The sequence below is a fragment of the Vreelandella sp. 2A-K22 genome, from assembly GCF_054065485.1.
In genome coordinates this window covers 1-23,956 of the sequence record NZ_JBSUGC010000008.1, presented here as the reverse complement: position 1 = coordinate 23,956, position 23,956 = coordinate 1, and the positions used below count along the sequence as shown (strand labels likewise).

20 protein-coding genes are annotated in these 23,956 nt (G+C 53.1%); 3 read left to right on the top strand and 17 right to left on the bottom strand.

All coding sequences use genetic code 11. The features are described from left to right. Positions 1–140: 140 nt before the first annotated feature. The 7 genes from ACW17M_RS12235 to ACW17M_RS12205 form a co-directional block, all read right to left on the bottom strand. Positions 141–2,003, bottom strand: coding sequence for an ABC transporter ATP-binding protein (locus ACW17M_RS12235; RefSeq protein ID WP_457547517.1), 1,863 nt, complete (start codon positions 2,001–2,003; stop codon positions 141–143). A 129-nt stretch (positions 2,004–2,132) separates the two neighbouring features. Next, positions 2,133–3,740: a gamma-glutamyltransferase family protein gene (locus ACW17M_RS12230; protein WP_027959916.1), complete on the bottom strand. Its 1,608-nt coding sequence runs from the start codon at positions 3,738–3,740 to the stop codon at positions 2,133–2,135. Positions 3,741–3,748: 8 nt separating this feature from the next. Beyond that, complete coding sequence (locus tag ACW17M_RS12225; protein ID WP_141439741.1) at positions 3,749–5,275, bottom strand: tripartite tricarboxylate transporter permease; 1,527 nt, start codon at positions 5,273–5,275, stop codon at positions 3,749–3,751. A gap of 8 nt (positions 5,276–5,283) precedes the next feature. Continuing rightward, positions 5,284–5,781 (bottom strand): tripartite tricarboxylate transporter TctB family protein, encoded by a 498-nt coding sequence (locus tag ACW17M_RS12220; protein ID WP_027959914.1) that lies wholly within the window; start codon positions 5,779–5,781, stop codon positions 5,284–5,286. Positions 5,782–5,808: 27 nt separating this feature from the next. Then, the gene (locus ACW17M_RS12215; RefSeq protein WP_457547516.1) at positions 5,809–6,759 is read right to left on the bottom strand and encodes a Bug family tripartite tricarboxylate transporter substrate binding protein; all 951 of its coding nucleotides are present in this window, start codon (positions 6,757–6,759) and stop codon (positions 5,809–5,811) included. Positions 6,760–6,846: 87 nt separating this feature from the next. After that, on the bottom strand, positions 6,847–7,377 hold the full coding sequence (locus ACW17M_RS12210) for a chromate transporter (protein WP_457547515.1): 531 nt from the start codon (positions 7,375–7,377) through the stop codon (positions 6,847–6,849). After that, positions 7,374–7,943, bottom strand: a complete 570-nt coding sequence (locus ACW17M_RS12205; protein WP_141439739.1) for a chromate transporter — start codon at positions 7,941–7,943, stop codon at positions 7,374–7,376. The genes ACW17M_RS12210 and ACW17M_RS12205 overlap by 4 nt, the downstream gene beginning before the upstream one ends. A gap of 178 nt (positions 7,944–8,121) precedes the next feature. Here ACW17M_RS12205 and ACW17M_RS12200 point away from each other — a divergent pair, with 178 nt between their 5' ends. Then, complete coding sequence (locus ACW17M_RS12200) at positions 8,122–8,817, top strand: GntR family transcriptional regulator (RefSeq protein WP_022520673.1); 696 nt, start codon at positions 8,122–8,124, stop codon at positions 8,815–8,817. A 77-nt stretch (positions 8,818–8,894) separates the two neighbouring features. Continuing rightward, on the top strand, positions 8,895–9,464 hold the full coding sequence (locus tag ACW17M_RS12195; protein WP_027959910.1) for a DUF1415 domain-containing protein: 570 nt from the start codon (positions 8,895–8,897) through the stop codon (positions 9,462–9,464). 168 nt (positions 9,465–9,632) lie between these two features. Here ACW17M_RS12195 and ACW17M_RS12190 read toward each other — a convergent pair whose 3' ends face one another. The 9 genes from ACW17M_RS12190 to ACW17M_RS12150 all read right to left on the bottom strand — a co-directional run bounded on the left by ACW17M_RS12190 (position 9,633) and on the right by ACW17M_RS12150 (position 20,268). Next, entirely contained in the window at positions 9,633–11,297 is a 1,665-nt protein-coding gene (locus ACW17M_RS12190) for a methyl-accepting chemotaxis protein (protein ID WP_457547514.1), read from the bottom strand. 257 nt (positions 11,298–11,554) lie between these two features. Further along, positions 11,555–12,049: a GNAT family N-acetyltransferase gene (locus ACW17M_RS12185; RefSeq protein ID WP_039859253.1), complete on the bottom strand. Its 495-nt coding sequence runs from the start codon at positions 12,047–12,049 to the stop codon at positions 11,555–11,557. A gap of 23 nt (positions 12,050–12,072) precedes the next feature. Next, positions 12,073–13,065 carry an LLM class flavin-dependent oxidoreductase gene (locus ACW17M_RS12180; RefSeq protein ID WP_009287176.1) on the bottom strand — a complete coding sequence of 331 codons (993 nt, stop codon included), beginning with the start codon at positions 13,063–13,065 and terminating at the stop codon, positions 12,073–12,075. Between the two features lie 141 nt (positions 13,066–13,206). Then, positions 13,207–13,899, bottom strand: coding sequence for an SDR family oxidoreductase (locus tag ACW17M_RS12175; RefSeq protein WP_022520668.1), 693 nt, complete (start codon positions 13,897–13,899; stop codon positions 13,207–13,209). Between the two features lie 130 nt (positions 13,900–14,029). Continuing rightward, on the bottom strand, positions 14,030–15,307 hold the full coding sequence (locus ACW17M_RS12170) for a nitrate regulatory protein (RefSeq protein ID WP_039859255.1): 1,278 nt from the start codon (positions 15,305–15,307) through the stop codon (positions 14,030–14,032). Between the two features lie 125 nt (positions 15,308–15,432). Beyond that, entirely contained in the window at positions 15,433–16,785 is a 1,353-nt protein-coding gene (locus ACW17M_RS12165) for a NarK family nitrate/nitrite MFS transporter (RefSeq protein ID WP_009287177.1), read from the bottom strand. 342 nt (positions 16,786–17,127) lie between these two features. Further along, positions 17,128–18,147, bottom strand: coding sequence for a patatin-like phospholipase family protein (locus ACW17M_RS12160; RefSeq protein WP_457547513.1), 1,020 nt, complete (start codon positions 18,145–18,147; stop codon positions 17,128–17,130). Between the two features lie 103 nt (positions 18,148–18,250). Beyond that, positions 18,251–19,375 (bottom strand): CZB domain-containing protein, encoded by a 1,125-nt coding sequence (locus ACW17M_RS12155; protein ID WP_457547512.1) that lies wholly within the window; start codon positions 19,373–19,375, stop codon positions 18,251–18,253. 170 nt (positions 19,376–19,545) lie between these two features. Then, the gene (locus ACW17M_RS12150; RefSeq protein ID WP_027959903.1) at positions 19,546–20,268 is read right to left on the bottom strand and encodes a murein L,D-transpeptidase catalytic domain family protein; all 723 of its coding nucleotides are present in this window, start codon (positions 20,266–20,268) and stop codon (positions 19,546–19,548) included. 105 nt (positions 20,269–20,373) lie between these two features. Between ACW17M_RS12150 and ACW17M_RS12145 the strand changes: the two genes are divergently transcribed. Further along, the gene (locus tag ACW17M_RS12145) at positions 20,374–22,008 is read left to right on the top strand and encodes a L,D-transpeptidase family protein (RefSeq protein ID WP_457547511.1); all 1,635 of its coding nucleotides are present in this window, start codon (positions 20,374–20,376) and stop codon (positions 22,006–22,008) included. Between the two features lie 85 nt (positions 22,009–22,093). Here the strand turns inward: ACW17M_RS12145 and ACW17M_RS12140 are convergent, their stop codons facing one another. Beyond that, entirely contained in the window at positions 22,094–23,791 is a 1,698-nt protein-coding gene (locus ACW17M_RS12140; RefSeq protein WP_022520662.1) for a peptidoglycan DD-metalloendopeptidase family protein, read from the bottom strand. Positions 23,792–23,956: the final 165 nt, after the last annotated feature.

Below are 23,956 nucleotides of genomic sequence, written 5' to 3'. Positions count from 1 at the left end.
CATGAGAGCACATTACCTTTAAAGCGTTAGAACGGTCGACAGATTTGTAACGCTTGTGACGTTTGTTCACGTTCGAGGTTTTAATTAGCGTGGTAAGAGTTTAAACATAATTATAATAAGAATTATTAATATTTTAGTGGCTATTTATAACCCGCTGCCTGGAGTTGAAATAGTTTCGCATAGCGGCCTGCAGTGGCCAGGAGTTCTTCATGGGTGCCGCGTTCAACGATATGCCCTTGATCAATAACCAGAATGAGATCAGCGCTGCGTACTGTGGAAAAACGGTGAGAGATCAATATCGCCATTTTATCGCGGCTGTGCTCGCGAAAGCGGGCAAATATTTCGGCTTCTGCGGCAGCATCCATGGCAGCGGTAGGTTCATCCAGTACCAAAATGTCCGCGTTTTCGCGCATATACGCTCGGGAGAGGGCAATTTTCTGCCACTGGCCACCAGAGAGCTCTTGGCCATTTTTAAACCAGCGGCCAAGCTGGGTTTTGTAGCCGTTGGCCATGCGGGTAATAAACTCATCCGCCATACCGTGACGAGCGGCGTTCTGCCACCTTTCTTGGTCGTTAAAGGCATGAGTATCGCCGACACCAAGGTTTTCGCCCACCTGCAACTGATAGCGCACGAAGTCCTGAAAAATCACCCCGGTGCGTTCACGTAGTGCTTGGGTACTCCAATCCCGCAGGTCGCTACCATCTAACAGAATTCGGCCTTGGGTTGGGTGGTAGAGCCGCGTGAGCAGCTTGATAAGGGTCGTCTTACCCGAGCCGTTTTCGCCTACCAAAGCCAGGCTCTGCCCAGGGCAGAGGTGCAGCGAGATATCGTGAAGAACCGGATCTTGGAGAACAGAGTCGCCGCCAGGGTAGGAGAAGCTAACGTGCTCAAAGCGCAGCCCGTCACCGGGCAGTGCCCCCTGAGTGAGTGTACCGCTCTCTCCCTCCACTGGCTGTTCAAGATACTCATAAAGATTGGAGAGGTAGAGGTTATCCTCGTACATGCCGCTGATCGCGGTGAGGCTTGCGGAGAGCGCGGCCTGACCCTGCTTGAAGACCATCAGGTACATGGTCATCTGACCCAGGGTCAGCGCCCCGGCAATCGTTTCAATCACCACCCAGGCGTAGGCGGCGTAAAAGGTTAAGGTGCCAAGCAGGCCGAGCAGAAACCCCCAGCTTTCACGACGCAAAGTTAGGCGGCGATCCTCTGCAAACAATTTGGTAAAAATGTCGCGATAGCGCTTGAGAAACAGCCCTTCAAGGCCAAACAGTTTGACCTCTTTAATGCTGTCTTCCCTTGCCAGCACCGTCTCTAAATAGATCTGCATACGGGTTTGCGGCGAGCGCCAGCGAAACAGCCTGAAAGCATCGCCCGAGAATTTGGCCTCTGAGATAAATACCGGTAGGGCGCCTGCCACCAAAATCAGCAGCGCCCAAGGGGAGAACTGCACCAGTAGCACGCCGAAGCTACCCAGCGAGATAGCGTTTTGCAGCAGCCCAAAGGTTTTATTCACCAGTGCAAGCGGGCGCGTAGATGCTTCACGGCGCGCTCGCGTGAGCTGGTCGTAAAGCTCTGAATCTTCAAACTGGCTAAGTGACAGTTGTCCCGCTTTCTCCAGAATCATCACATTGACCTTCTGCCCCAGCAGCGCACGCAGCAGTGACTGTTGGGCTGAGAGGCCGCGCTGGGCCAGGGCAATGAGCGCAATAATCACGGCTTCGATCCCCACCAGCGTTAGCACCGGTGTGATGGACGCTAGTAGATTGGGATCATTGGCTGCTTGATGGGCCTCCATGGCACTTACCACCCCATCCACAATCAATTGACCCACCCAGGCCGCCACGGCAGGTAGAACCCCTGCGACCAGCGTGCACAGCGCCAGCCCAAGCATCATCCAGCGAGAGGTTTCCCAGACTAAGCCAAGTGCACGTCGGCTATAGCGAAATACGCCAAAAAAGCCGCTTAGTGGTGAGGAAGTCGATTCAGAAGGTGGTGGAGACATAGTTAGGCTGGCAAAAAGTACCGACGAATAAAAGAGTGCCATGATGCGGTGGTTGAGCGTGGATAGCCAGCTCAGCCGCCGGTTGCCTTCAACGGCAACACGGCGGAGACCCAGTTTAGTGGTGAGATATTACCAGGGGAGCACAGCCCCATCGGTGCGTGGCTCGGTGCCACCTTGGAGTACGCCGGTGTCAGGATCGCGCAGAATGATTTGGCCACGGCCAAAGCTGATTGAATCGGCGACTTTAACGATGTCGTGGCCGCGGCGTGCCAGGGCAAGCGCTAAGTGATTGGGGAAGTCGGCTTCAACTTCGATGGTTTTGCCTTTGGTCCATTTCCAACGTGGCATATCGAGCGCTGCCTGAGGATTCAGTTGATCCTCAAGCATCGCCGTTACCACCTGCACATGGCCCTGGGGCTGCATATAGCCACCCATCACACCGAACGGCCCAACGGCTTGGTTATCTTTGGTGATAAAGCCTGGGATGATGGTGTGGTAGGTGCGCTTGCCAGGGGCTAGTGCGTTGGGGTGCTGCGGGTCGAGGGAGAACGACCAGCCACGGTTTTGCAGGCTAATGCCGGTGCCCGGTACTACGATGCCAGAGCCAAAGCCTTCAAAGTTGCTTTGAATGAATGACACCATATTACCTTCATCATCAGCGGTTGCCAGGTAAACGGTGCCCCCCCTTAATGGATTGCCATGAATGGGGTCAATGGCGTCTTGGCCAATAAGCTCTGCGCGTTGCGAAAGGTACTCATTCGATAGCATCTGCTCAACGCTCGGCTGCATAGATGAGCGTTCAGTAATGTAGTTTAAGCCGTCTACGTAACCAAGTTTTGTAGCCTCTATCCGGCGGTGGATAGTGTCTATCTGATCATTTGACTGTTCGCCTAAAGATTCAAGAATACCCAAGGCTTGAAGCACAATTAATCCGCTGCCGTTGGGAGGAATTTCCCAAATATCATGGCCGCGATATCGGACACTTATGGGTTTGACCCATTCTGGTTTGAAAGCTTGTAAATCTTCTTTGCGTAAGAAGCCGCCATGCTGACGTGAAAAGGCATCCATCGCATCCGCTAGGCTGCCTTGATAAAACGCATCCGCATGGCTATTGGCAATTTCACGCAGCGTTTTTGCCATATCAGGAGAGCGCCAAATGTCACCTGCTTTGGGAGCCTGCCCATTGGGAGTGAAGTGCGTAAACCAGGAGGCAAATTCATCTGTCCCGTATTTTCCATAACGCTCTTCTGCACTTTTCCAGAGTTGGCTGGCTACTGCTGATACAGCAAAACCTTCGTCAGCTAATTCTATTGCTGGCGCTAACAGCTGCTCAAAAGGCAGTTTACCAAAACGCTCTGAAAGCGCAGCCCAGGCGCCTGGCGCACCGGGTACTGTGATTGGCACTAATCCATGGGCGGGCATTTCCTCATGACCCAGGGCCTTGACGGCATCACATGAAATACTCTTTGGCGCAGGGCCGCTAGCATTGAGGCCATGTAGCTCACCTTTTACCCACACAAGAGCAAAAGCATCGCTACCAATACCATTAGAGGTTGGCTCAACGACGGTTAAAGCAGCAGCTGTAGCAATGGCAGCATCAATGGCATTGCCACCTTTTCGTAACATATCTATGCCGACTTGTGCAGCAAGCGACTGAGACGTAGCGACCATTCCACGTTTTCCAAACGTGACCATACGGCGTGAGGCGGAGGGGTAATAGTGTGGGTCAGTATGCATTGTGATTCCTATTTAGATGTAGCATCTAGACGGTGAGCCATTAGACGGCGCTGTTTCATATAGCTATAAATACTGTAAATCACAGAAACAACCGCCAGTGTAAGCAGCAGCGCTGATATTGGCCGAGTGAAGAAAAGCGTCCAATCAGTGCTTGTCTGGAAGGCCCGTCTTAAGTTGGTTTCTGCTATAGGGCCCAATACAACGCCAAGTACAAGAGGTGCTAGCGGGTAATCCAGTTTTTTAAGCAGGTATCCCACTGCACCAATGCAGGCAAGTAGATAAAGGTCAGATAAGCGGTTGTTCAGGGTGTAAGTGCCAATTGCACAGCAGGCTAATACAACGGGCACAACAATATACTTAGGTACATTTAATAGGCGTAAAAAAGCCCTCATTAAAATAACGCCTATTAACAGCATGAAGACAGAAGCTATCGCCATGGCAATAAACATGCTGTAAACCAAGTCGGGATGGTCAAGTATTAAGCGCGGGCCAATGCTGATGCCGTGTACCATGATGGCTGCCATGAGAACTGCATCGGCGGGAGACCCTGGTATGCCTAACGCTATCAATGGTATTAAGCTGCCGCCTACCGTTGATGAGTTGCCTGACTCAGAAGCAACAACGCCCTGTGGTTCACCCTTACCAAAAGTTTCTGGGTGCTTAGATGCTCGTTTAGCTTGGTCGTAAGCTAATAGATTAGAAATTGAGCTACCTGCACCGGGTACTGCACCAATAAACACACCGAGCAATGATGAGCGTATAACATTGGCGGGCTTCAATAAGATGTCTTTTATGGTTTGCCAAAGGTGAGGGCGCATATCTCCACTGATTAATGCGCCAGAAGAGGGCTGTTTGTCTCCGGCGGCAGGCTCTAATTCGGAGAGTAGCTGGCTCATGGCGTACATGCCTATTAATACAACCAGGAACGGTATGCCCGCGGTCAGGATTTCATAGCCAAAGGTAAAACGCTCGCGCCCCATGAGTGGGTCAGGTCCAATAGTGGCGATGCCGATCCCGATTAGACCCGCGATTAGCCCCCTGATAAGAGAGTCACCCACTAGGCTTGCTATGACAGTCAAAGCAAAAATAATAAGCGCAAAATATTCCCAGGGTCCTAACTTAACCGCTAGAAGTGCGAGTGGAGGCGCGGCCACGATCAGCACAGCAATAGAAATAATAGAGCCCACGAATGAAGCAAATAATCCCAAGGATAGTGCTTTCCCAGGATGACCTTGTCGAGCCATAGGGAAGGCATCAAAGGTGGTTGCAACTGATGAGGGCGTGCCTGGGATGCCCAGCAGAGCGGCACTAAATAAGCCACCGCTTAGTCCACCTACGTAGACAGATAGCATGACCGCAATGCCCTGCATGGGGGGCATGGCAAATGTAAGAGGCAACGTAAGGACTATGGCCATGGTAATCGTAAAGCCGGGTATTGCGGCGGCAACAATACCTGCAAAAGTCGCTACTGCCATGAGTAATAGCGTATAGGGCTCGGTCACGCCCCCTAGCGCTACGAGGAAAGCATCAGTCATAGGTTACGTTACCATTGAGCACGAGGAAGATAGATGTTGAAGGCCTCAGAAAATAAATAGTAAGGCCCAGCAGAAAAGAGAATGGCGACGAAGATGGCAATCGCTACGGTAGTAGCCTTCCTGGGGGCTAGGTAAAGCTGTGTAGTAAGCAGATATACAAAAGTGCTGATAATAAATCCCGCAATAGGCATTGCTATCATATACACAGTAAATAGCACCAGGTTGATGATGACGGCTTTAAGTGCGGTTAGTCTTCTCCAGGCAATGCAAAAGGTTGTACGCGGTAAGCCGTGTTTGGAGAGTTCAAAGATAACTGCCATGCCGCATAAAATTGCAATACTGAAAAAGATAATTTGTGGGAAAGTACCTGCACTCATGGGTTCCCAACGGGAGGCCGGCAATGAGCCGGCCTTGAAGGCCATGAATAAAGCACCGAGGGCGATGATAAGGTAAGACAGCACTTGTAACGCCGGGATTAGAGCTGTCTCTGCGCTTCTGCGCTCCATAAAAACCTCCTAAAGCACAACGTTACCTTAATTAAGGAGGTGGGCGTTGTTTTCAATGAACTCGTTATTACGCTCTAAATAAGCGGTATAGTCTTCTCTGTTAAGGTAACGCACTGTGCCGCCTACATTCTCAATGTCGGTTTTAAACCCTTCACTATTAGCGACTTTTTTAAGCGCACTTTCCAGTGTTGAAACGACCGACTCGGATGTTCCTTTGGGCACAACAACCCCACGAGTAACTAAAAACTCAAGATCATGCCCCAGTTCTTTAAGTGTGGGTGTATCAGGTAGTTCTTCAATGCGTTCAGAAGTAGCCGCTGCTAACACGTTCAAATCGCCATTTTCTACGAAGGCGCGTGCTGAGTAATAGTCCTCTATAGCCACTGTGATATGCCCACCCGCGAGCGCACGTAACCTTTCTCCAGTCCCTTCATACCCCACATAGCCAAACTGAGTGCCTGTGGATTCTTCAAATTGCACTGCCCATAAGTGTGGAATACCACCTAATGTAACGCCCATCCGATACTCACCTGGGTTTGAGGTGACATCTTCGAGCATGTCTTCGAGTGTTTCCCAACCAGTATCGGCATTTACTACGATGACCGAGTTATCGCTGGTCATCATGGAAACGACATCAAAATCGTCCCAGTTGAGGTCTGTCACCCCCGAATGGTGCGCGATCAGCAAACCTTCATGTATTTGCGAAATAGTGTATCCATCGCTATCTCGGCGTGAGGCTTCACGCAGTCCTACCGTTCCACTTGCTCCAGGCATATTAATCACAGGCACCGCTTGGCCTAACTCTGTTTCAAGATGTTTGCTTACCAAACGCATTAGCAAGTCGCTGCCGCCACCTGGCCCCCAGGGCACAATAAATTCGATTGGCTTTTCAGGATAATTATCAGCAGCTGTTGCAAAGGCGGGTATAGAAAGTGCTGCTGCTAAGGCGGTGGTAGTGAATAGCGATTTAAGTGTCATTGTTTACCCCATTGATCCATGAATTGTTGTGAGTTTTGGCGTGTTGAGTGGTGTTACTTATAAGTTTTTGTAAAGTTTGAGTTATCTTTACGGAATAATAAGCCCTCCATAAACCAGGGCGCCCATAACCACAAAGGCGGGGTGCGTGTTAAAACGAATCAGTGCTATAGCGGCGACTATGCCAATGATCAGGGTATGAATCGCCCCGCTGGTATTAAGGCTTTCGAGCAGAAACCCCAAGGTCAGCCAGGCCATCATCATGGCGATGACTGGGCGCACCCATTGGCTCATGCGCTTAACCCGGGGGGAATCACGATGACGGTAGAGCAACCCTAACGCGCCTAACATGAGTAGCAGCGTAGGGATCACTGTGGCAGCTACGGCAATGAAGGCACCGCCAGTACCCGCTACTTCATAGCCCACATAGCCGGCCATTTTGGTCGCGATAGGGCTAGGTAATGCGTTGCCGAGGGCTAATGTTTCCGCGAAGGTTTGTGCGGTCATCCAGCCATAACGGCCAACCACTTCGGCTTCGATCAGTGGAATAATGGCCGGGCCGCCGCCATAGCCGATAATGTTTGGGATAAAAAAGGCTAGGAAGAGATCCCAATAAATCATGCCGCTCCCTCCGCTTTTTTCTTACCGGCAGGGCGCAGGAGGGCGGCAAGTAGAATGGCGCCAATCACCCAGCCTGGGTGAATGCCAAGCCAGTAGATCAGCCCGGCGGCAATGATGGCCATGGTAATGCTGACCAGCCAGCCAAGAGCGGCCTGGGATTTATCAAAAAAGTCCCAGGTGAGCTGCGCCATCATCACCATGACCACCGGCACCACGGCTTGGCCCATGCCGCGAATCCAAGCCACATCGCGGTAGCGGCTGAAAATGCCTAACATGACAATCATCGCCACAATCATTGGGACGATAATAGCAATGACGGCCGCAATACAGCCGACGACTCCCCCTACACGATAGCCAATATAGCCGGGCATCTTGGTGGCAATGGGGCCGGGTAAGGTATTGCCAATCGCCAGTACATCGGCAAACTCTTCGTCGGTTAACCAATGGTGACGGGTGACGACCTCGGCGCGCACTAATGGGATCATGGCGGGGCCGCCACCGAAACCAAAGATGCCGATGCGGAAAAAGGCCCAGAAAAGTTGCCAGGAGGTGGCGGGTGGTGTCATTGATGCATATCCCGCGAAGCCAAAGAGGAGATCAGAAGCATACCTAGACCTTATTTATCGTTTGTAGGTTAAAAAATCGATTATCTCGTCTAAAATAGAATATAGGTAGTGCCCGACCCAACGTCAACAGTCAAAACAGAATGGACAGCGGGAACTGAGATGAACAAAGGACATCGTGATGAATAATTCTCTACCTACGTCAGCCAAGTCAGTAGGGCCAGTGGGGCCAGCAGGTACCGCATCAAGTCGCGTGTTTGATCATTTACGCAAGGATTTGGTGGGTGGGCGTTTTGTGGCCGGTGAAAAGCTCGCTATCAATGCCCTCAAAGAGCGCTATCAAGTCGGTTTGAGCCCGCTGCGAGAAGCGCTCAATAGATTGGCGGCTTATGGGTTGCTGGTGCAGGAAAACCAGCGCGGCTTTCGGGTGCCGAAGCTATCGCGGGATGAGCTGGACGATATTGCTCAAATGCGCCTGGAAATGGAGGGGATGGCGCTAGAGCGAGCTATTGCTAACGGTGACTCGCTTTGGGAGGCCGATTTGCTTGCCGCCGCACATCGCCTGAAACGGGCCGATATAACCCTGGATAAAGGCGAAGAGTGGGAGCATCTGCATACACAGTTTCACCGCACCCTGGTGGCGCCGTGTGGGTCAGTCTGGTTATTGCGTTTTATTGAGCAGTTACACGACCAGTTCGATCGCTACCGACGTTTGGGGCCAAAAATGCCGACGATACGTCAAGAGCTGGACGAGCAGCATCATCAGCTGGTGGAGCTGGCGCTACAGCGGGATGCTAAAGCAGCGCGTGAATTAATGGACGACCATATCCATAAATCCTATGAAGTCGCCCTGAAGCGCTACCAAGAGCACGTGTAGTTGGTCATGAACAGTTGGTAAACTGCTGCGCATAAAGCGTCGGCCATCGCCGACCTAACCATGATCATGAGGGTGCTATGCACACAGATAACCAACACGCAGATGACCAAGTAGCCGCGCAAACGCTGAACTGGGTGCGCACCTTCATTGTCGCCCACGATATTTGCCCGTTCGCTCAGCGGGAGCTAGCGCGTGAAGCCATCCGCGTTGAGGTTGTGCGCTCTAAAAAAATTGAAGTGGCGCTTGAAGAGCTGATGGTCGAGGTAGCGTGGCTGGACGAACACCCTGAAACTGAAACGACGCTGCTGGTATTTCCTACGCTTTTTAAAAGCTTTGATCACTACCTGGATTTTGTTGAGCTGGCCGAAAGTATCTTGGTCGATCAGGGATATGAAGGGGTCTATCAGCTCGCTACTTTTCATCCCGATTACTGCTTCGACGGGGCTGAGCCCGATGACGCTGCCAACTATACCAATCGCTCTCCCTATGCCATGGTGCATCTGCTACGTGAAGAGAGTGTTGAAAAGGCGATCGAGTTTTACGGCGATACCGACGCGATTCCTGAGCGCAATATCGCTAAGTTAACGGCGATGGGCAGCGACGTCGCTGAGCAGCAGTTGCAGCACTGTTTTGACGTGAGCGACTAAGGTTTGTGAATCGCTCGCTGATGCTTGCCTTTGCTTTTAGCGGCATACAGGGCGCCATCCGCAAGTTGTATTATGTCGATATTCGCATTTAACGAGCCGCTAATTTTTATGACCTGAAGCGGAAGACCAATGGAAAAAGGGCCAGTCAAGCTGGCCCAAAAACATGAATTAAAACTCTTCCCAATCAGGTGTGGCATTGGGCAGTTTTCTAGTTGAGTAAGCGTTAGACGCTGCAAGTGCCTGCGGTGATGAAGAGGCGGTGGGGGATTCCGAGCCACCGTGCGTTACGCGCTTAAGTTTGAAGGTCGTGACTAATTCGGCCAAACGAGTAGCTTCATCCTGGAGTGAGGCTGACGCGGTGCTGGTCTCTTCAACCAGCGATACATTTTCCTGGGTCGCCGAGTCCATCTGGGATACCGCTGTGCTGACTTGGCTAATGCCCGACTCCTGCTCCTTTGCGGCGAGAGCAAGCTCTTGCATCATTTCCGTCACTTTACGAATAGCTTCGTTGATCTCCGCCATATCATGGCCATTTTTCGCTGCTTGTTCCGCACCGACAACAATACGCTGTGAGATATCTTCAATCATGGTGCGTATTTCTTTCGATGAGGTGGAGGTCTTGGTGGCTAAGGAACGAACTTCGCTGGCCACCACCGCAAAGCCTCTACCGTGCTCGCCAGCCCGGGCAGCTTCTACCGATGCATTCAACGCCAGGATATTGGTTTGAAAGGCGATTGAGTCAATCACCTGGATAATGTCATGGACTTTGTGCGAGGTCTCTTCTAATTCCCGCATCAGTAGGCTGGTGCGTTCAGATGCCTGCTTACCACTATTCGCCTGTTGCGCGGCGTCCTGGGTCAATTGCTGTGCTTGACCGGCAGTATCTGCGTTTTGCCGCACAATCGATGAAATTTCATCCATACTCGCGGCGGTTTGCTGCAAAGCTGCGGCTTGTTGCTCTGTACGTGAAGCGAGGTCTTGGCTGCCGCTAGCGATTTGCGTAGAGCTGGAGGCGACGGCTTCGCTACTTTGATTGAGCGTACCGATTATCTCTTCCAGGCGCTCCTGCATATCCTCCATGGCACTATAAAGGCGGCCAATCTCGTTACGCCCTAGGGCATCGATATGGCTGGTCAAATCCCCCTTTGCAATGTTTTCGCAAATGCTGACTGCCCGCTGTAGGGGACTGATGACGAGCCGATTAATCATTATTTGTACCACAATATAGAGTACAATCGCGGTTAAAATGAGAACGCCTACGGTGATACCAAAAATGACGCTGTCGCGCTGCGCTTCCGAGTGAACTTGGTTGCCTCTGCTCAATGCATAATCATTGAAATTACTGATCGCAGTGCTAAAGCCAGAGAACTTCTGATTAATGGGATCACGGTATTCGTCCAGTGTCTCATAGCGCTCGTTGGCTAAATCACTTCTTAAGGTGTCAGTGACAATAAGGTGGTAACTATCGACAATTGCATCGATTAGTGGGCGACGCTCGGAATCAATCGGGAGTTCAAGGCGAGTGAGTTCTGCAATACGCTGGTCAGATTTCTCCAGGCTCACCAGCGCTTCTCCCAGCGCCCGCTCAGCGTAACTTTCGTTGCCATTGCGGTAGTGCTGTGACATGCGCTCTAGCCTGACCCGCACCTCCATTAGATTTGTTTCTGCACGGTTAGCAGCACTCGCTTGTTGAGCACTGATTTCATTAATTTCTGCCAGCAGCTGTGCACCTTCGCGTTCTGCCATGACACCCATGCTACCCAAAATGATAAGCATGGCTAAAAGCACAATCAGTGCGCCAGCAATCACTCTCTTAACTGATATGTTTTGCATTGATACTTCTCCTAATACTCCCCGCACCTGAATTGGTGCATAGGGGAGTTTTAAAAGGTATCAATTTTCCGTTAAAATAATAATTTGATTAAGTTGGTGTTAGTTTTCTATATTGTTAAATGCTAAATCATAATAAAGCCGTATAATTAAATGTTTTTTTAAACTTGTTTGAGAGTTGTTTGGAAAATAATTGTTTGATAAAGAGTTGCTTAGTAAATAGTCGTCTGGTAAAGAACCCTTTGGTAAATGGATGATTGTTAAAGCGTCTTATGCATCACATGCGTATCGACAAAACCGAAGCGCGCATGGCGGTAGGCGTTAGGAACGGTACCCACAATACTAAACCCAAGCTTCTGCCATAACGCGACAGCCACCTCATTGGTGGCCACCACGGCGTTGTACTGCATGGCCAGAAACCCTAGTTCCCGGGCCTGTTGCTGGGAGTGCTCACACATGGCTCGCGCTACGCCTTTGCCCCGTGCGGCGGGGGTCACCATATAACCACAGTTACATATATGATCGCCGGGGCCAGCCGCGTTGGTTTTTAAGTAGTAAGCGCCCAGCATTTGTCCGTTTTCATCTTTGGCAACCACACTGGCGTTAGGCGTTTTACACCATAACTGACGGGCAGCTTCAAAACTGATATCGGGATCAAACGCATAGGTCTCTTGCGCTGCAACAATGGCTTGGAAGGTGGGCCAGAAAGCAGCAAAATCGTCATCCGTTATTGGAGAGAAAGCGAGTGTGGTCATAACTATCCTGTTCAGCTAAGCGCTTATCGAGCGACCTCAGCCACAATTTCGTAGCTGCGTAGACGGTCGGCGTGGCTGTAAAAATCGCTATTAATCATCAGTTCATCGGCACCAGTGCGTGTTTGGAATTCCTCAAGCTCGGCTTTAACTGTCTCGGGCCCACCAATAATCGCCGCGCCTAAAAATTGGCTGACTTGGGCCTGTTCCATCGGCGACCAATCCAACTGCTCAACCGGCGGTTGTGACTGAGTCGGCTTGCCGCGAATAAGGTTTAAAAACTTCTGCTGCGCTGTCGTGGCCAAGTAGTGAGCCATCGCGTCACTCTCTGCGGCCATCACGGGAAGGCCGACCATCGCATGGGGCTTATCCAGGTGCTCCGAAGGGCGGAAGTTATCACGGTACAAACGCAGCGCTTCAAATAAATAGCCCGGCGCGAACTGAGCCGCAAACGCGAAGGGTAAGCCCAGTTTGGCTGCCAGCTGCGCGCTGTAACCGCTGGAACCCAGCAACCAAATAGGCACATGGGTACCTTGGCCAGGCACCGCTTTCACTCGCTGCTGGGGCTCTGCATCGGCTAAGTAGCTGCGCAGCTCATTCAGCAGTTGTGGAAAATCATCGACCCCGGCGTGGGCGTTGCGGCGCATAGCCTGCATGGTGGCACCATCCGAGCCAGGCGCACGGCCTAATCCCAGATCAATACGGCCAGGGTAGAGCGTTTCCAGTGTGCCGAACTGCTCGGCAATCACCAGCGGTGGATGGTTAGGCAGCATAATGCCGCCGCTACCCACGCGGATGGTGGACGTTTGCCCGGCTATATGACCAATCAACACGGCGGTTGCGGCACTGGCGATACCGGCAATATTGTGGTGCTCGGCAAGCCAGTAACGGGTATAGCCTAGCCGCTCGGTTAATTGCGCCAGGGCAACACTATCGCGAAAGGTCTCTGCGGCACTGCCGCCCTGGCGAATAGGTGCCAGATCAAGAACGGAAAGTGCCGTGGAAGCGAGTTGGCTCATGGATCACCTGCAAATTAATTCGTGGGCGCGTCGGGTGAAAAATTACTTAGCGCGCTTGGTAATTACACGTTATGCGGCCATTGCAGATGAATTGCAAGGTGTCGACTATCCAGGTGGCGGATATACAGGTTCGTTGGCTCCTCACTCCTCACTTAAAGGTGGAGTGGGGCGAATAAGAATTTCATTCACATCTACATGGGCAGGTTGCGCTAGTGCGTAAATTACCGCATTGGCGATATCGCGATCTTCTAAGGCATGAGTTGGCGGCTCATCAAAAAAGGGGGTGTCGACCATTCCAGGTTCAATTAGCGTCACACGCATGCCGGTGCCACGTAACTCTTCACGTAAGTTGTAGCCAATTCCGGTGACCGCCCACTTGGTCGCGCTATACATCGAGCCTGGAATAGTCGTGCGGCCTGCGGCTGAGCCGGTGAGCAATACATGGCCTTTGCTGCGTTTAAGGGCGGGCAAACAGGCTTGAATAGTGAGGCCCACTCCATAGATATTGGTGAGAATCATCTCACGCCATGCGTCGTGGTCGGCTTCACTAAAGCCGCCGGGTGAACCGCCACGGCCAGCGTTGGCAAAGACGCCATCCAGGCGGCCAAAGGTTTCCAGCGCCTGCTCAACCATGGCCTGCTGCTGTTCCATGTTAATCACGTCCAGCTCACAGGTCAGTACGTTTTCCGGCCCCAGCTCTTGCGCCAGTGCGGTGAGCTTGTCGCTAGAACGTGCAGCGAGTACTAACTTATAGCCTTCACGTGCAGCTGCGCGAGCGGTGGCCGCACCGATGCCGCTAGATGCGCCGGTAATTAATAGCACGCGGTGTTGCATGGGGTGCGCTCCTTGCTTGGTCAGTCAAGTGAGCTTTTAGCATGGCTAAGGTGACAGCATCCTGCAAATATAGGCTTAAGCAGCTTGGTATTGTGCTGCTAACTGACTGCTAACGAGGAGCCCATCTACTTTACGTTTTAGCATCGTTGCGTTTTAGCATCGCTGAGAGATCCAGTATCGCTTGAGCCATATCTGCCATGCTTTTGCTTTGATCCATTGAGGTTTTCCGCAGAAAGCGGTAGGCCTCCTCTTCGTTCATCTCCTGGTGGGCCATGATGAGACCTTTGGCGCGTTCAATCAGTTTGCGTTCTCGTAGCGCTTTGCGGGTATTTTCAAGCTCATCGCTGAGCCCTTGTAAGCGGCTGGCCTGGGCTTGGGTGAGCTCGATCAGCGAGCGGCCCAGGGGGGAGGTGAGAGCGTTGGCGGTCAGGTCACCTAATGGTTGCGCTCTATTCAGCGCCAACAGCTGCTCGCAGGGGGCGGATGTTGGGCGACAGGGATCCGCCTTGGTTTTTTCTAAAGCCTCCTCGGCCTGGGCGATTTTGCGGTGGCAAAGCACACTCAGTTGTTCAATCAGCGCATCTTCAACTGTTTTCATTGAGTCGATGCGCAGCGTGGTGAGTTCATACCAGGTTTCACCCAGCTTATCGGGTGTCTCTTTGGGTGGTGATTGTTTTGCCGACGAGCGTTGGCAGGCGATATCGCGTAGATGGCAAATACCCGACAGCGTGCGCGGTGAAAGCTCCTTCTGCCATGCCTGCTGCGCTTCGGGTGTCGCAAACTCTACAAAGGTGTCGAAACAGCGCTGTTGATCCGACATTAGCTGGTTGAGCAGGGCACGGTGAGGCTCGTCGAAGTGGCCATGGGTAAAGCCAAAGGCGCCGCAGGCGCGCTCCTGGCCCGCCAGCTCTTTGCCTTGCATTAAGTGGAAAATCGCTACTAGCGTGCGGGTAATATCGGGATCGATAGAGGTATCGGCGGCCTCAAACACAATGGCTAGTAGGCCACTGGTCAACTGGTTAAACGCCTGGGTCGCTGCATCGGGGGTGATAGCAAAGGTATCAATGGCCTGGCGAAGCGCGCCAAGTTCGTCAAGCGCGTACCAGACGGCGGCAATCCGGCGCAGTAAGCGCGCGGCGGCCTGGGGGCGGGCCTCCTCACTGAGCGCTTCCAGCCGTTGGCGCATTAGTGTTTCGGCCTGCTGACTGTGTTGCCGGTAGGTGTCGCGGCGGGTTTTGAAGCGCTGCCCCTGGGAAACAAGGTAAATCGTCGATGCGCCCCGTTCACGCTGGAGCATATGAATAAAGCGGCTGATGTCGCCGACAATATCGGCGGTGGTGGCAAGGTGGGTAAGGTTGTCGATATCGCAACGGATGGCGGTTAAGAGCAGTTGCTGCGCTGAAGACATAGAAATTTCCTTGGTGACTCGCCGCCTAAATGTGAACACTCCCATACCGTTATTCTCCCATACCATGCCGAAGCGTATGGGAGTGAACAGGAACGTTATGGAAGTATGAGTGTACTGGAAAGCGCTTAGCGTAACGACAGAGCGCCCGCGCCTACATCATCACCTACTGCGTCGCTATACGCTTTGGCCTCTTCTGCTTCGGTAGCATCGCTAAAGCGTACCACCAACACACATGAAGCCAGGATCAGTACAGTGAGGCCTAAATAGAACAGGCCTTGCTGATAGGTCAGGCTTTCGCTGCGGAACAGAAAGGCAGCGCCTACCGCGCCCACATTACCGCCAGCGCCGACTATGCCCGCCACGGCACCCAGCGCCTTTTTGTTGATAAACGGCACCACGCCAAAAGTAGCGCCTTCCGCCATCTGCACAAACAGGCTGAACACCAGCATGATACCTATCGCTAGGCTTAATACGTGCATCTGCGAAAACGCTACCAACGCAATACCTTCGCAAACCAAGGCAATAAACAGCCAGCGAACGCGCCCTTTCAAGCCCCCTTGCTTAGCGAAAAGATCCGAGAAGACGCCGCCTAAAGTACGCGCAAAAATATTCATTAAACCAAACAGACCGGCAATCAGACCCGCGGTGGCCAGGGTAAGATCAAACTTATCAAAGAAGTAGATGGCGGCAATATTGTTGATCGTCAGTTCCACGCCAAAGCAGAGGCCATAGACAACGAACAGCGCCCAAACACGAATATCCTTGGCGGCGGCTAGAAAGCTTTGCGCGGCACCATTTTCGCCAGAAGCTTCAGGCAGTTCACCCCGTGCGCGCAGGTCGCTGAAGTTGCCGTTGGGGGCATCCTGGGTAAAGAACCAGTAGCCAATGCCGGTAAAGAACATCACTACACCAGGCACCATCATCGCTAAACGCCAGCCAAAGGCTTCGTTAACGCCCAGCATCAGCATGCCCGAGAAGATTAGTGGCATCAGTATCTGCGTGGTGCCACCACCCAGGTTTCCCCAACCTGCGCTAGTAGCGTTGGCGGTACCGACCACATTGGGGGCGAACATCATCGAGGTGTGGTACTGGGTAATCACGAAGGAGGCACCAATGGCCCCAATGGCTAAGCGCGCCAATAGAAAGGTTTCAAAGCTATCGGCCAAGCCAATGCCCATCACCGGAATAGCGCCTAATATTAGTAGCCCGGTATAGGTTTTACGCGGGCCGATGCGGTCACACAGTACGCCAATTGCAAGGCGCACAATGACCGTAATCGCTACCGAAGCGATAATCGTATTGCCGATTTGTGTTTGAGTCAGTGAAAGGTCTTCTCGAACAATCGCCATAAGAGGGGCGATGCCGAACCAGCCGAAGAAACAGATATGAAACGCGAACCATGAAAAGTGGAAAGCGCGCATCTGAGGAGTCGAGAAGTTAAGCAGCCGAATGCGGTTGGCTTTGTTGCGTATGTCCATGGGATGGCCTCACGGGGCATAAAACGAGTTAGTCGCTACGCAACGCAAACAAGTTAGCGCGTTACGCAAACAATTGACGAGAACATGCCTTCACCGTTGAAGGTCAGGTTCGACGCACTCGTACCCGACTGGGCCTGGTCCACGCCTACCACCACTGGTAGGAGTTATGCAGGTAGTTTGCCAGTTGAATATTTATTGCTAAAAATCAATATCTTAATTTATTTTTGTTGTGCGTGTTAGAGGTGAGTGATCAAGTCTATGCTGCATGATTGGGCATGCAACGCCGATTTTGCGGCATCTTGGTGCTAGAAGGGTGCAATGGGCGGACTGAACGTGCAGCCATTATTCATGTAAATAGACGGCATCAATATCCAGTGTGGAGTGGCTACCAATCGCTTCAAAGTGTTCGCTTAACCAACGTTCAGCGGCAGCTTGTCCCTGCTCGAAAAGATGGCATAGAAAAGGCCACTCAGAATTGGATTTGCTGGAGACAGAGAGGCCCTCAAGTGCCTGCTCGCCGCTAATGCGGTGGAACAACGCCTGCTGGTAGCAGTTTTCAATGCCTTGCTCATCGAGGGTATGCTTAAGCAGCGCAATCATACGGATCTCTTTAATCAGTGCTGAGTTAAAGGTGATCTCGTTGAGGCGATTCATAATGGCCGATGCCGAGGTGGGGACTTCGTTACGGCTGATTGGGTTGATTTGTATCAGCAGAATATCCCGTGCGCTGCACTCCTCCATGAGAGGAAACAGGGCGGGGTTACCCATGTAGCCACCATCCCAATACGCTTCGCCGTCGATCTCCACTGCTTGGAATATAAAGGGCAAGCAAGCGGAGGCCATCACCGCGTTAACGCTCATCTCTTCACGGCGGAACACCCGCTGTTTACCCGTGCGTACGTTAGTGGCCGCGACAAACAGCTTAAGCTGTTGGCATTGCCTAACCCGCTCGAAATCAATATGTTCGGCCACGATATCGCGCAGCGGATTTATATTGAGTGGGTTGAGTTGATAGGGGGAGGCCACACGGCTTAATAGATCCATCGCAATAAAACCGGGCGAGTGATCCAGGCTCCAGTTGCCGGTCAATATGTCCAAGGGAGAGCGGCGGATGGGGCTGGCCATACCCGCGCGACTCACCGCTTGCCAAAAGTCGTGCAGTGCTTGCCGAGCGGTCTCTTTATCGCCTCTTGTGAGCGCATCGGCCATTACCACGCCATTCATTGCCCCGGCGCTGGTGCCGCTGATGCCCTCAATCTCAATGCGGTCATCTGCCAGTAGGCGATCAATGACACCCCAGGTATAAGCCCCGTGGGCGCCACCGCCTTGTAACGCGAGATCTAGCTTTTTGACCTGTGCCATATGCTTTTTCCCATTGCTGCTGGTGAGGAAAGTGGTTTTATTGCAACCAGCATGGCATAGGCGGCTAGATAAGACGAAAGGCTATTTAGCGTACAACGGCTATTTAAGGTGCGCCCGCAAGCGGTGAGTGATGATTGGTTGAATAGGGTGCCTCATACATGGCGTGCTCCATGAGGTTGTCCAACTGCAGGGCGAGCTGCTGGCTGGCTTCTTCCATGACTCCCAAGGCGGCCAGTTGACCATTGCGGTCGCCCAGGCGGGCAAACTTAAGTGCTTCCGCGCCACTGTCATGCATACGGCGATGGGGTGCCGCCAGCGCTCGATAGGCCTCAGTGCGGGCGTAACGTTGGTGACCTTCTCCATGTTGATGCCAGCGCCCTAAACGGCATTGGTGATGGTCTTCTAGGGGAGTGTCTGTGTTGGCAGAGAGGAGCTGCTTATAAAGCCGACACTTCCACACCGCATGATCAAGCTTCGCGGAGTGTAAAAACGCAGCGGTGGCATTGTGATGAATCACCTTGTGCATATGCTGAGCTTGGTCAGCAAGCTGATGCACTGCCTGATTGGCTGCTTGCGCGGAATGGGTAATCTCCTCGTCGGCCAGACGTTTTTTCACTACGGCCTGCGAGTGTTCTCTTACCTGGCTATTAATTTGCTCCACCAGTAGGCTGAGCTGATGGCTCAAGCTGTGCATAGTCAACGCTAAGCGGTGGACATCGTCTGCAATGGCTGCCAATCCTGGAGATTGCTGGCTAGCGGCATCGGTGCTGCCAAGCAGACCTTGGCTATGGGCCGTTTCAAGGGCCGTACTTACCGCTAACGCCTGGGCGTGGCCTGCACTACGGGCGAGAGCGACCTGTAGCTGGCTTAAGGCGTGCAGAGTTTTAGCTAACACTAATGGGGGTAACGCTTCGGTACGTTCAGTGTCGTGGCAACGTTGGTCAAGGCTACTGACCGCCTGTTCAGCGGTGGCAATTAAATTAACCGTTTCCGTTAGGGTGGCCCGCTCGCCGGCAAGCTGATCCGCGTACTCCTGTATGCCACTATTGAGAGAAGCCAGCATATCCGCGCCTCTTGCCTGCAGCATGCCGATGGATTGTGCCGGTTTCATCAGGCTCAATAATCGGCAACTGGGGGAGGGGGTAGCAGCGTCAAGCTGAGTGCGTAACTCGGCAACTTCCTGTTCCAGGCGGCGAATTTTTTGGTACGGGTGCATAAAGGTGAACATGGCAGAGACACCTACGGCAGATAGCAATATTTTGTGTTAATTTGTCACAAAGTATTGCAGAGGGTTCCCCTGTGCGCCTGATTTAGCGGCCGAAAATGATAAAATTCAGCTACTGATTGCCTGTAAGGCTGAGGTTGTTAACGTTCCCCTCATTAAGATTCTGGGTAACATTAGCGCCGGGCTAGCTGTGCGGCGGTGGCCGTGCAGCCTAAAAACGCGGAGGTGGCCAGCCACTCGGCATCGGGATAATAAGCGAACACATACTGATCCTCTTTTAGACTGTCGATCAGCGGGTAAGTGACGTCTTCGCGTACCGCCGGGCAGCCATGGCTGCGACCGAGCCGCCCCGTTTGGGTGATAAAGGCGTCGCTTACATAGTCCGCGCCGTGGATCACAATAGCGCGCTCAAACGCCAAGTCATTGACGTTGGGTTCCAGACCCTCCAGGCGCAGTGAATAGCCGTTGCGCCCATAGTAGCTGTTCATAGTGCGAAATAGGCCAATGCTGGATTGATGGCTATCGGGGGTATTGGAAAACGTCTCTGCTTGGGCGTCGCCAGACCCCTGGCCGTGGGAGACCAGCTCTTCGAAGAGTAGCTTATGCTGGCGCAAATCAAATACCCACAAGCGTGGCTCGGTAGATGGCAGCGAGTAATCGATCACTGCCAAGCGCTCGGCATTAGGCTCGGCGCAGTTAAGCGCTTGGGCGGCTAAACGCAGCGCATCGGGCGAGGCCTGGGGGGCGAGCTGCAGCAACTGATGGTGTAAAGGCAGTATGCCGCGAGGTGGCGTTGAATCAACTTGGGCGAAGAAACTGGCAGCGTGGAGCGGTAATGTAAATAATGTAAAAGGGAGAGAAAATAATAACGTGGCAACATTTAAACGAAGAGCCATAAAAGTCGATCCTACGAGCAATATAAGTCATTATAAAGATTAGCCGACTAATATAAAAAACAGGGTCGGCGATGTGGAAGACTATAGTAACGCAAGGAGAGGGCGATGAACGAGATACAGCCACTAAGACAATGGGCGATAGGGGTCGCTCTTTGTCTCACGCTTACCCACAGCCCTTTAGGCATTAGCTATGCGAATGCGGATTCAGCGCCGTTACAACAGGCGTTAGCCCAGCAATTAAGCGCGGTGGAGGTGCAGCGGCTACCCGTTGCTGAGTTTTATCAACTGCGCGAGGGGCTGCCCGCCTGGCAGGCAGCCGTGGCGGTTGAGTCACTGGTGGCTGCGTTGAATAGCTTGGAAACCGATGGTCTAACACCCGAGGATTACCACGCTGATACACTGATTGATGAGTTCCAGCGCAGTCAGGCAAGCAGTCAAGCCGCTCAGGCGTCGTTTGATATTAAAGCAACTCGAGCGTTGCTGCTGGCGCTGGATCATTTAGAGCGCGGTAAGGTGAACCCGCGCGATGTCGAACCCCAGTGGGATGCGCCGCGCCCTGAACGTCGCTACTCACTGCTGCGTGTGGTGCATGCCGTCGATGACCGCTCGCTTGATAACGCGATCGCGCTGGCTCGGCCCTCGTCTGCTGAATATCAGCAACTGCGCGATGCCTTGAAGCAGCATTATCAGCTGGCTAACCTGGGCAGCGTGCCCTACTTGGCTGCGCGGGAAGAGTCGTTGCGGCCAGGCGATGAAGCCGACGATGTGAGCGTGCTGCGCCAGCGCCTGGCACTATGGGGAGAGGCTGAGTTACAGGTGGCGGATAGCAGCGCCTATCCATTAATCGGTGTACAAGCCGGGTCGAATCGGCGTGCCTTTGATGCACCGCTGGAAGCCGCGGTGAGGCGTTTCCAGCGCCGTCATTTGCTGCAGGAAGATGGTGTAGTGGGCGAACAAACTCGCTTGGCGTTGAACACCTCAGTGGCGTCGCGAATCGACCAGCTGCGGGTCAATTTAGAGCGCGCGCGGTGGATCCGTCCGATGCAATCTGCTGAGCCACGAGTATGGGTTGATATTGCAGGCTACCGGATGCACTACGTGCGCCCTAACGGCCAGCACTGGGACGCCCGTGTGGTGGTAGGAACCCCGCGGCGCGAGACGCCGATTATCCACTCTACGATCAGCCATTTAACCATTAATCCTTCCTGGACAATCCCGCCGACGATCATGCGCGAGGATGTGTTGCCCCAGGTGCGTGCCGATATCGACTACTTGGCGCGTAAAAACATCCAGGTGATTAGCCCCATGGGCGAACCGCTTGCTGCGGAGGAGATCGACTGGCAGCGTCCTGGCGGCGTTATGTTGCGTCAGGTAGCGGGTACAGGTAACCCGCTAGGTCGCGTCGTGGTACGGTTTCCCAACGATGAAATGATCTATTTGCACGATACCCCCGCGCGTGGATTGTTCCGGCGTGATCAGCGTGCACTGAGTTCAGGCTGTATTCGGGTTGAAGGTGTGACTGAGCTGGCGCAAATGCTGCTGCAAGACACCGGCAGTCGTTATCAAATGAGTACGCTGTTAAAAGGAGGGAGTGATCGCAATGTGAGCTTATCTCAGCGTATTCCCATTGCGCTGCATTATTTGACCGCGTGGCCAAATGCCGAAGGCGAGGTGGAGTTTAGACCTGATATCTACCGCCGGGATGCAACGCTACTGGCCGCGCTGCAGCGGTCAGTCTAGACAGTTGAAAATACGTAAGCCAACGCAAAACACCGCCCAGTGGCGGTGTTTTGCGTTTGAGTACACGGTAGCTATATAGCGGTCGCTAGTCGTCGCTCTCCTGCCGATAATTAGCCACGCTAACCGGGCCTGTTTCGCCGCTTTCCAGCGCCGCCAATATGGGTGCTGCCTGATTCTGGAACGCAATAAGCGTATCGCCGCTCAAGCTGGTGTTTTCGGGTAGGGGAACCGTCATCGCATTGACCGGTGAGTTGTTGACGATGACTTCGTAGTGCAGGTGAGGGCCGGTGCTGCGGCCTGTATTGCCTGATAGCGCGATACGCTCGCCCATTGTTACACGTTCACCTTGCTTCACCAGCGGCCGGGAGAGGTGCAGGTAGCGCGTCCGGTAGCCATTGTCATGACGGATGACGACATAGCGTCCTGCGGCGCGATGGTTGCTCACTCGTTCCACAACACCGTTAGCGGGAGCCGTTACCGGCGTGCCAATCGGCATAGCAAAATCGGTACCGTTATGCGGGCTAGTGCGGCCGGTTACTGGATGCTTACGGCGCGGATTGAAGCTGGAGCTTAAACGGTAGTTGCCTTCAAACGGGTGGCGCGCAAAGGCAGGATCCAGGCTACCACCCTCAGGTGTATAGAAGTTATCGTCGCTGGCATTACGCACAACGGTTAAGTCCATGCGTTCGCCGTTGTAATGAACAGCCAATACACGGGAATCTAAAGTTTCACCATCGATCATGTCTGACTCGACCAGTACCTGGAAACGATCGCCGCGGCGGCTGTCACGCCGAAAATCGAGTTTCTTTTCGAGTAGTTTCGTCAGTTCTGTTACCGAGCCGCTGTTCAAACCTGTCGCCTGGGCGGAGCGCGCAAAGCTACCGCTGACGCTACCGGCATAGAGGCGCTGAACAGGTTCTCCTTGGCGTTCAATCGTGGTGATGGCGAAGTGGTCTGCGTCCTTCTCCAGCAGTATGCCGTCACGGGTGTTTTTCATCATGCGTAGCGACAATAAACGCCCATCTTCATCCAGCTGATAATCAAAGCTGTGCCCGGCGCGCCAATTGGTTAGCATGCGCGGGTCAGGTAAATCCTCCAGCAGAGCCATCACTTCGCTATAGCCTAGGCCTAATTCGTTTTGTGCCAGTACGGCAAAAGTTTCGCCGGATTCAACAATGTGGGTTTCCCACTCAGGTACAAAGGGCTCTTCAGCTGCCAGCTCTAAATCCAGAAAGGAGATATCATCGAATAGCTCAACGCCATAATCCTCATAAGAGGTAGCGTCGGCAATTTCGACGGAAGAGCTGTTGTCTACATTATTATCCAGCATGCCGCTAGCCAATGTGCCTAGCACAATTGCCATATGCAGCGCACCGTCATCGAGACCACCGCTTTCCAGTGCTGCGGTATTCGGTACCGTGACGTCGCCGCCCAAAGCCGGCTGGTTCGCCATGTCGGCCTCTGCGCTGGCAATGACGTCAAGATCAACGATCTCGGTTGCGGTGAGTTCACTGAGGGGGATATTTTCGCGGGTCGCGTCGAGGGCGCGCGAGGCGCGATCGATCGCATCTGCTACCGGGGTGCGTTCTTGATGCAGGGAAGGGACACCCGGAGTAGAGTCGCTTGGGAGCGGTACTAGCACGCTTTCAAGCGGTGTGTTTAGTTGAGTTAAATCTTGGTATGTCGTCAATAACTTTTGTGTGCCCAGCACGGTGACCATTGTGGCCACGGGTAACAGTAATAATTTGTGCGTACGGGGCAGCGAATGGAGGATTCGCAACATGGGTAAATGGACCGCCGAGTTCGTGATTAAAAGTAACTCCTGATTCCGTGAAGCCAGCGCCGACACTTCCCCTATCACCGCCAGCGAGCATTTTCTGACCGCCGATTCCGTCTCAACCGCTGAACGCATACCGGGGAGGACCAACCATGGCGACGCTGACCGACG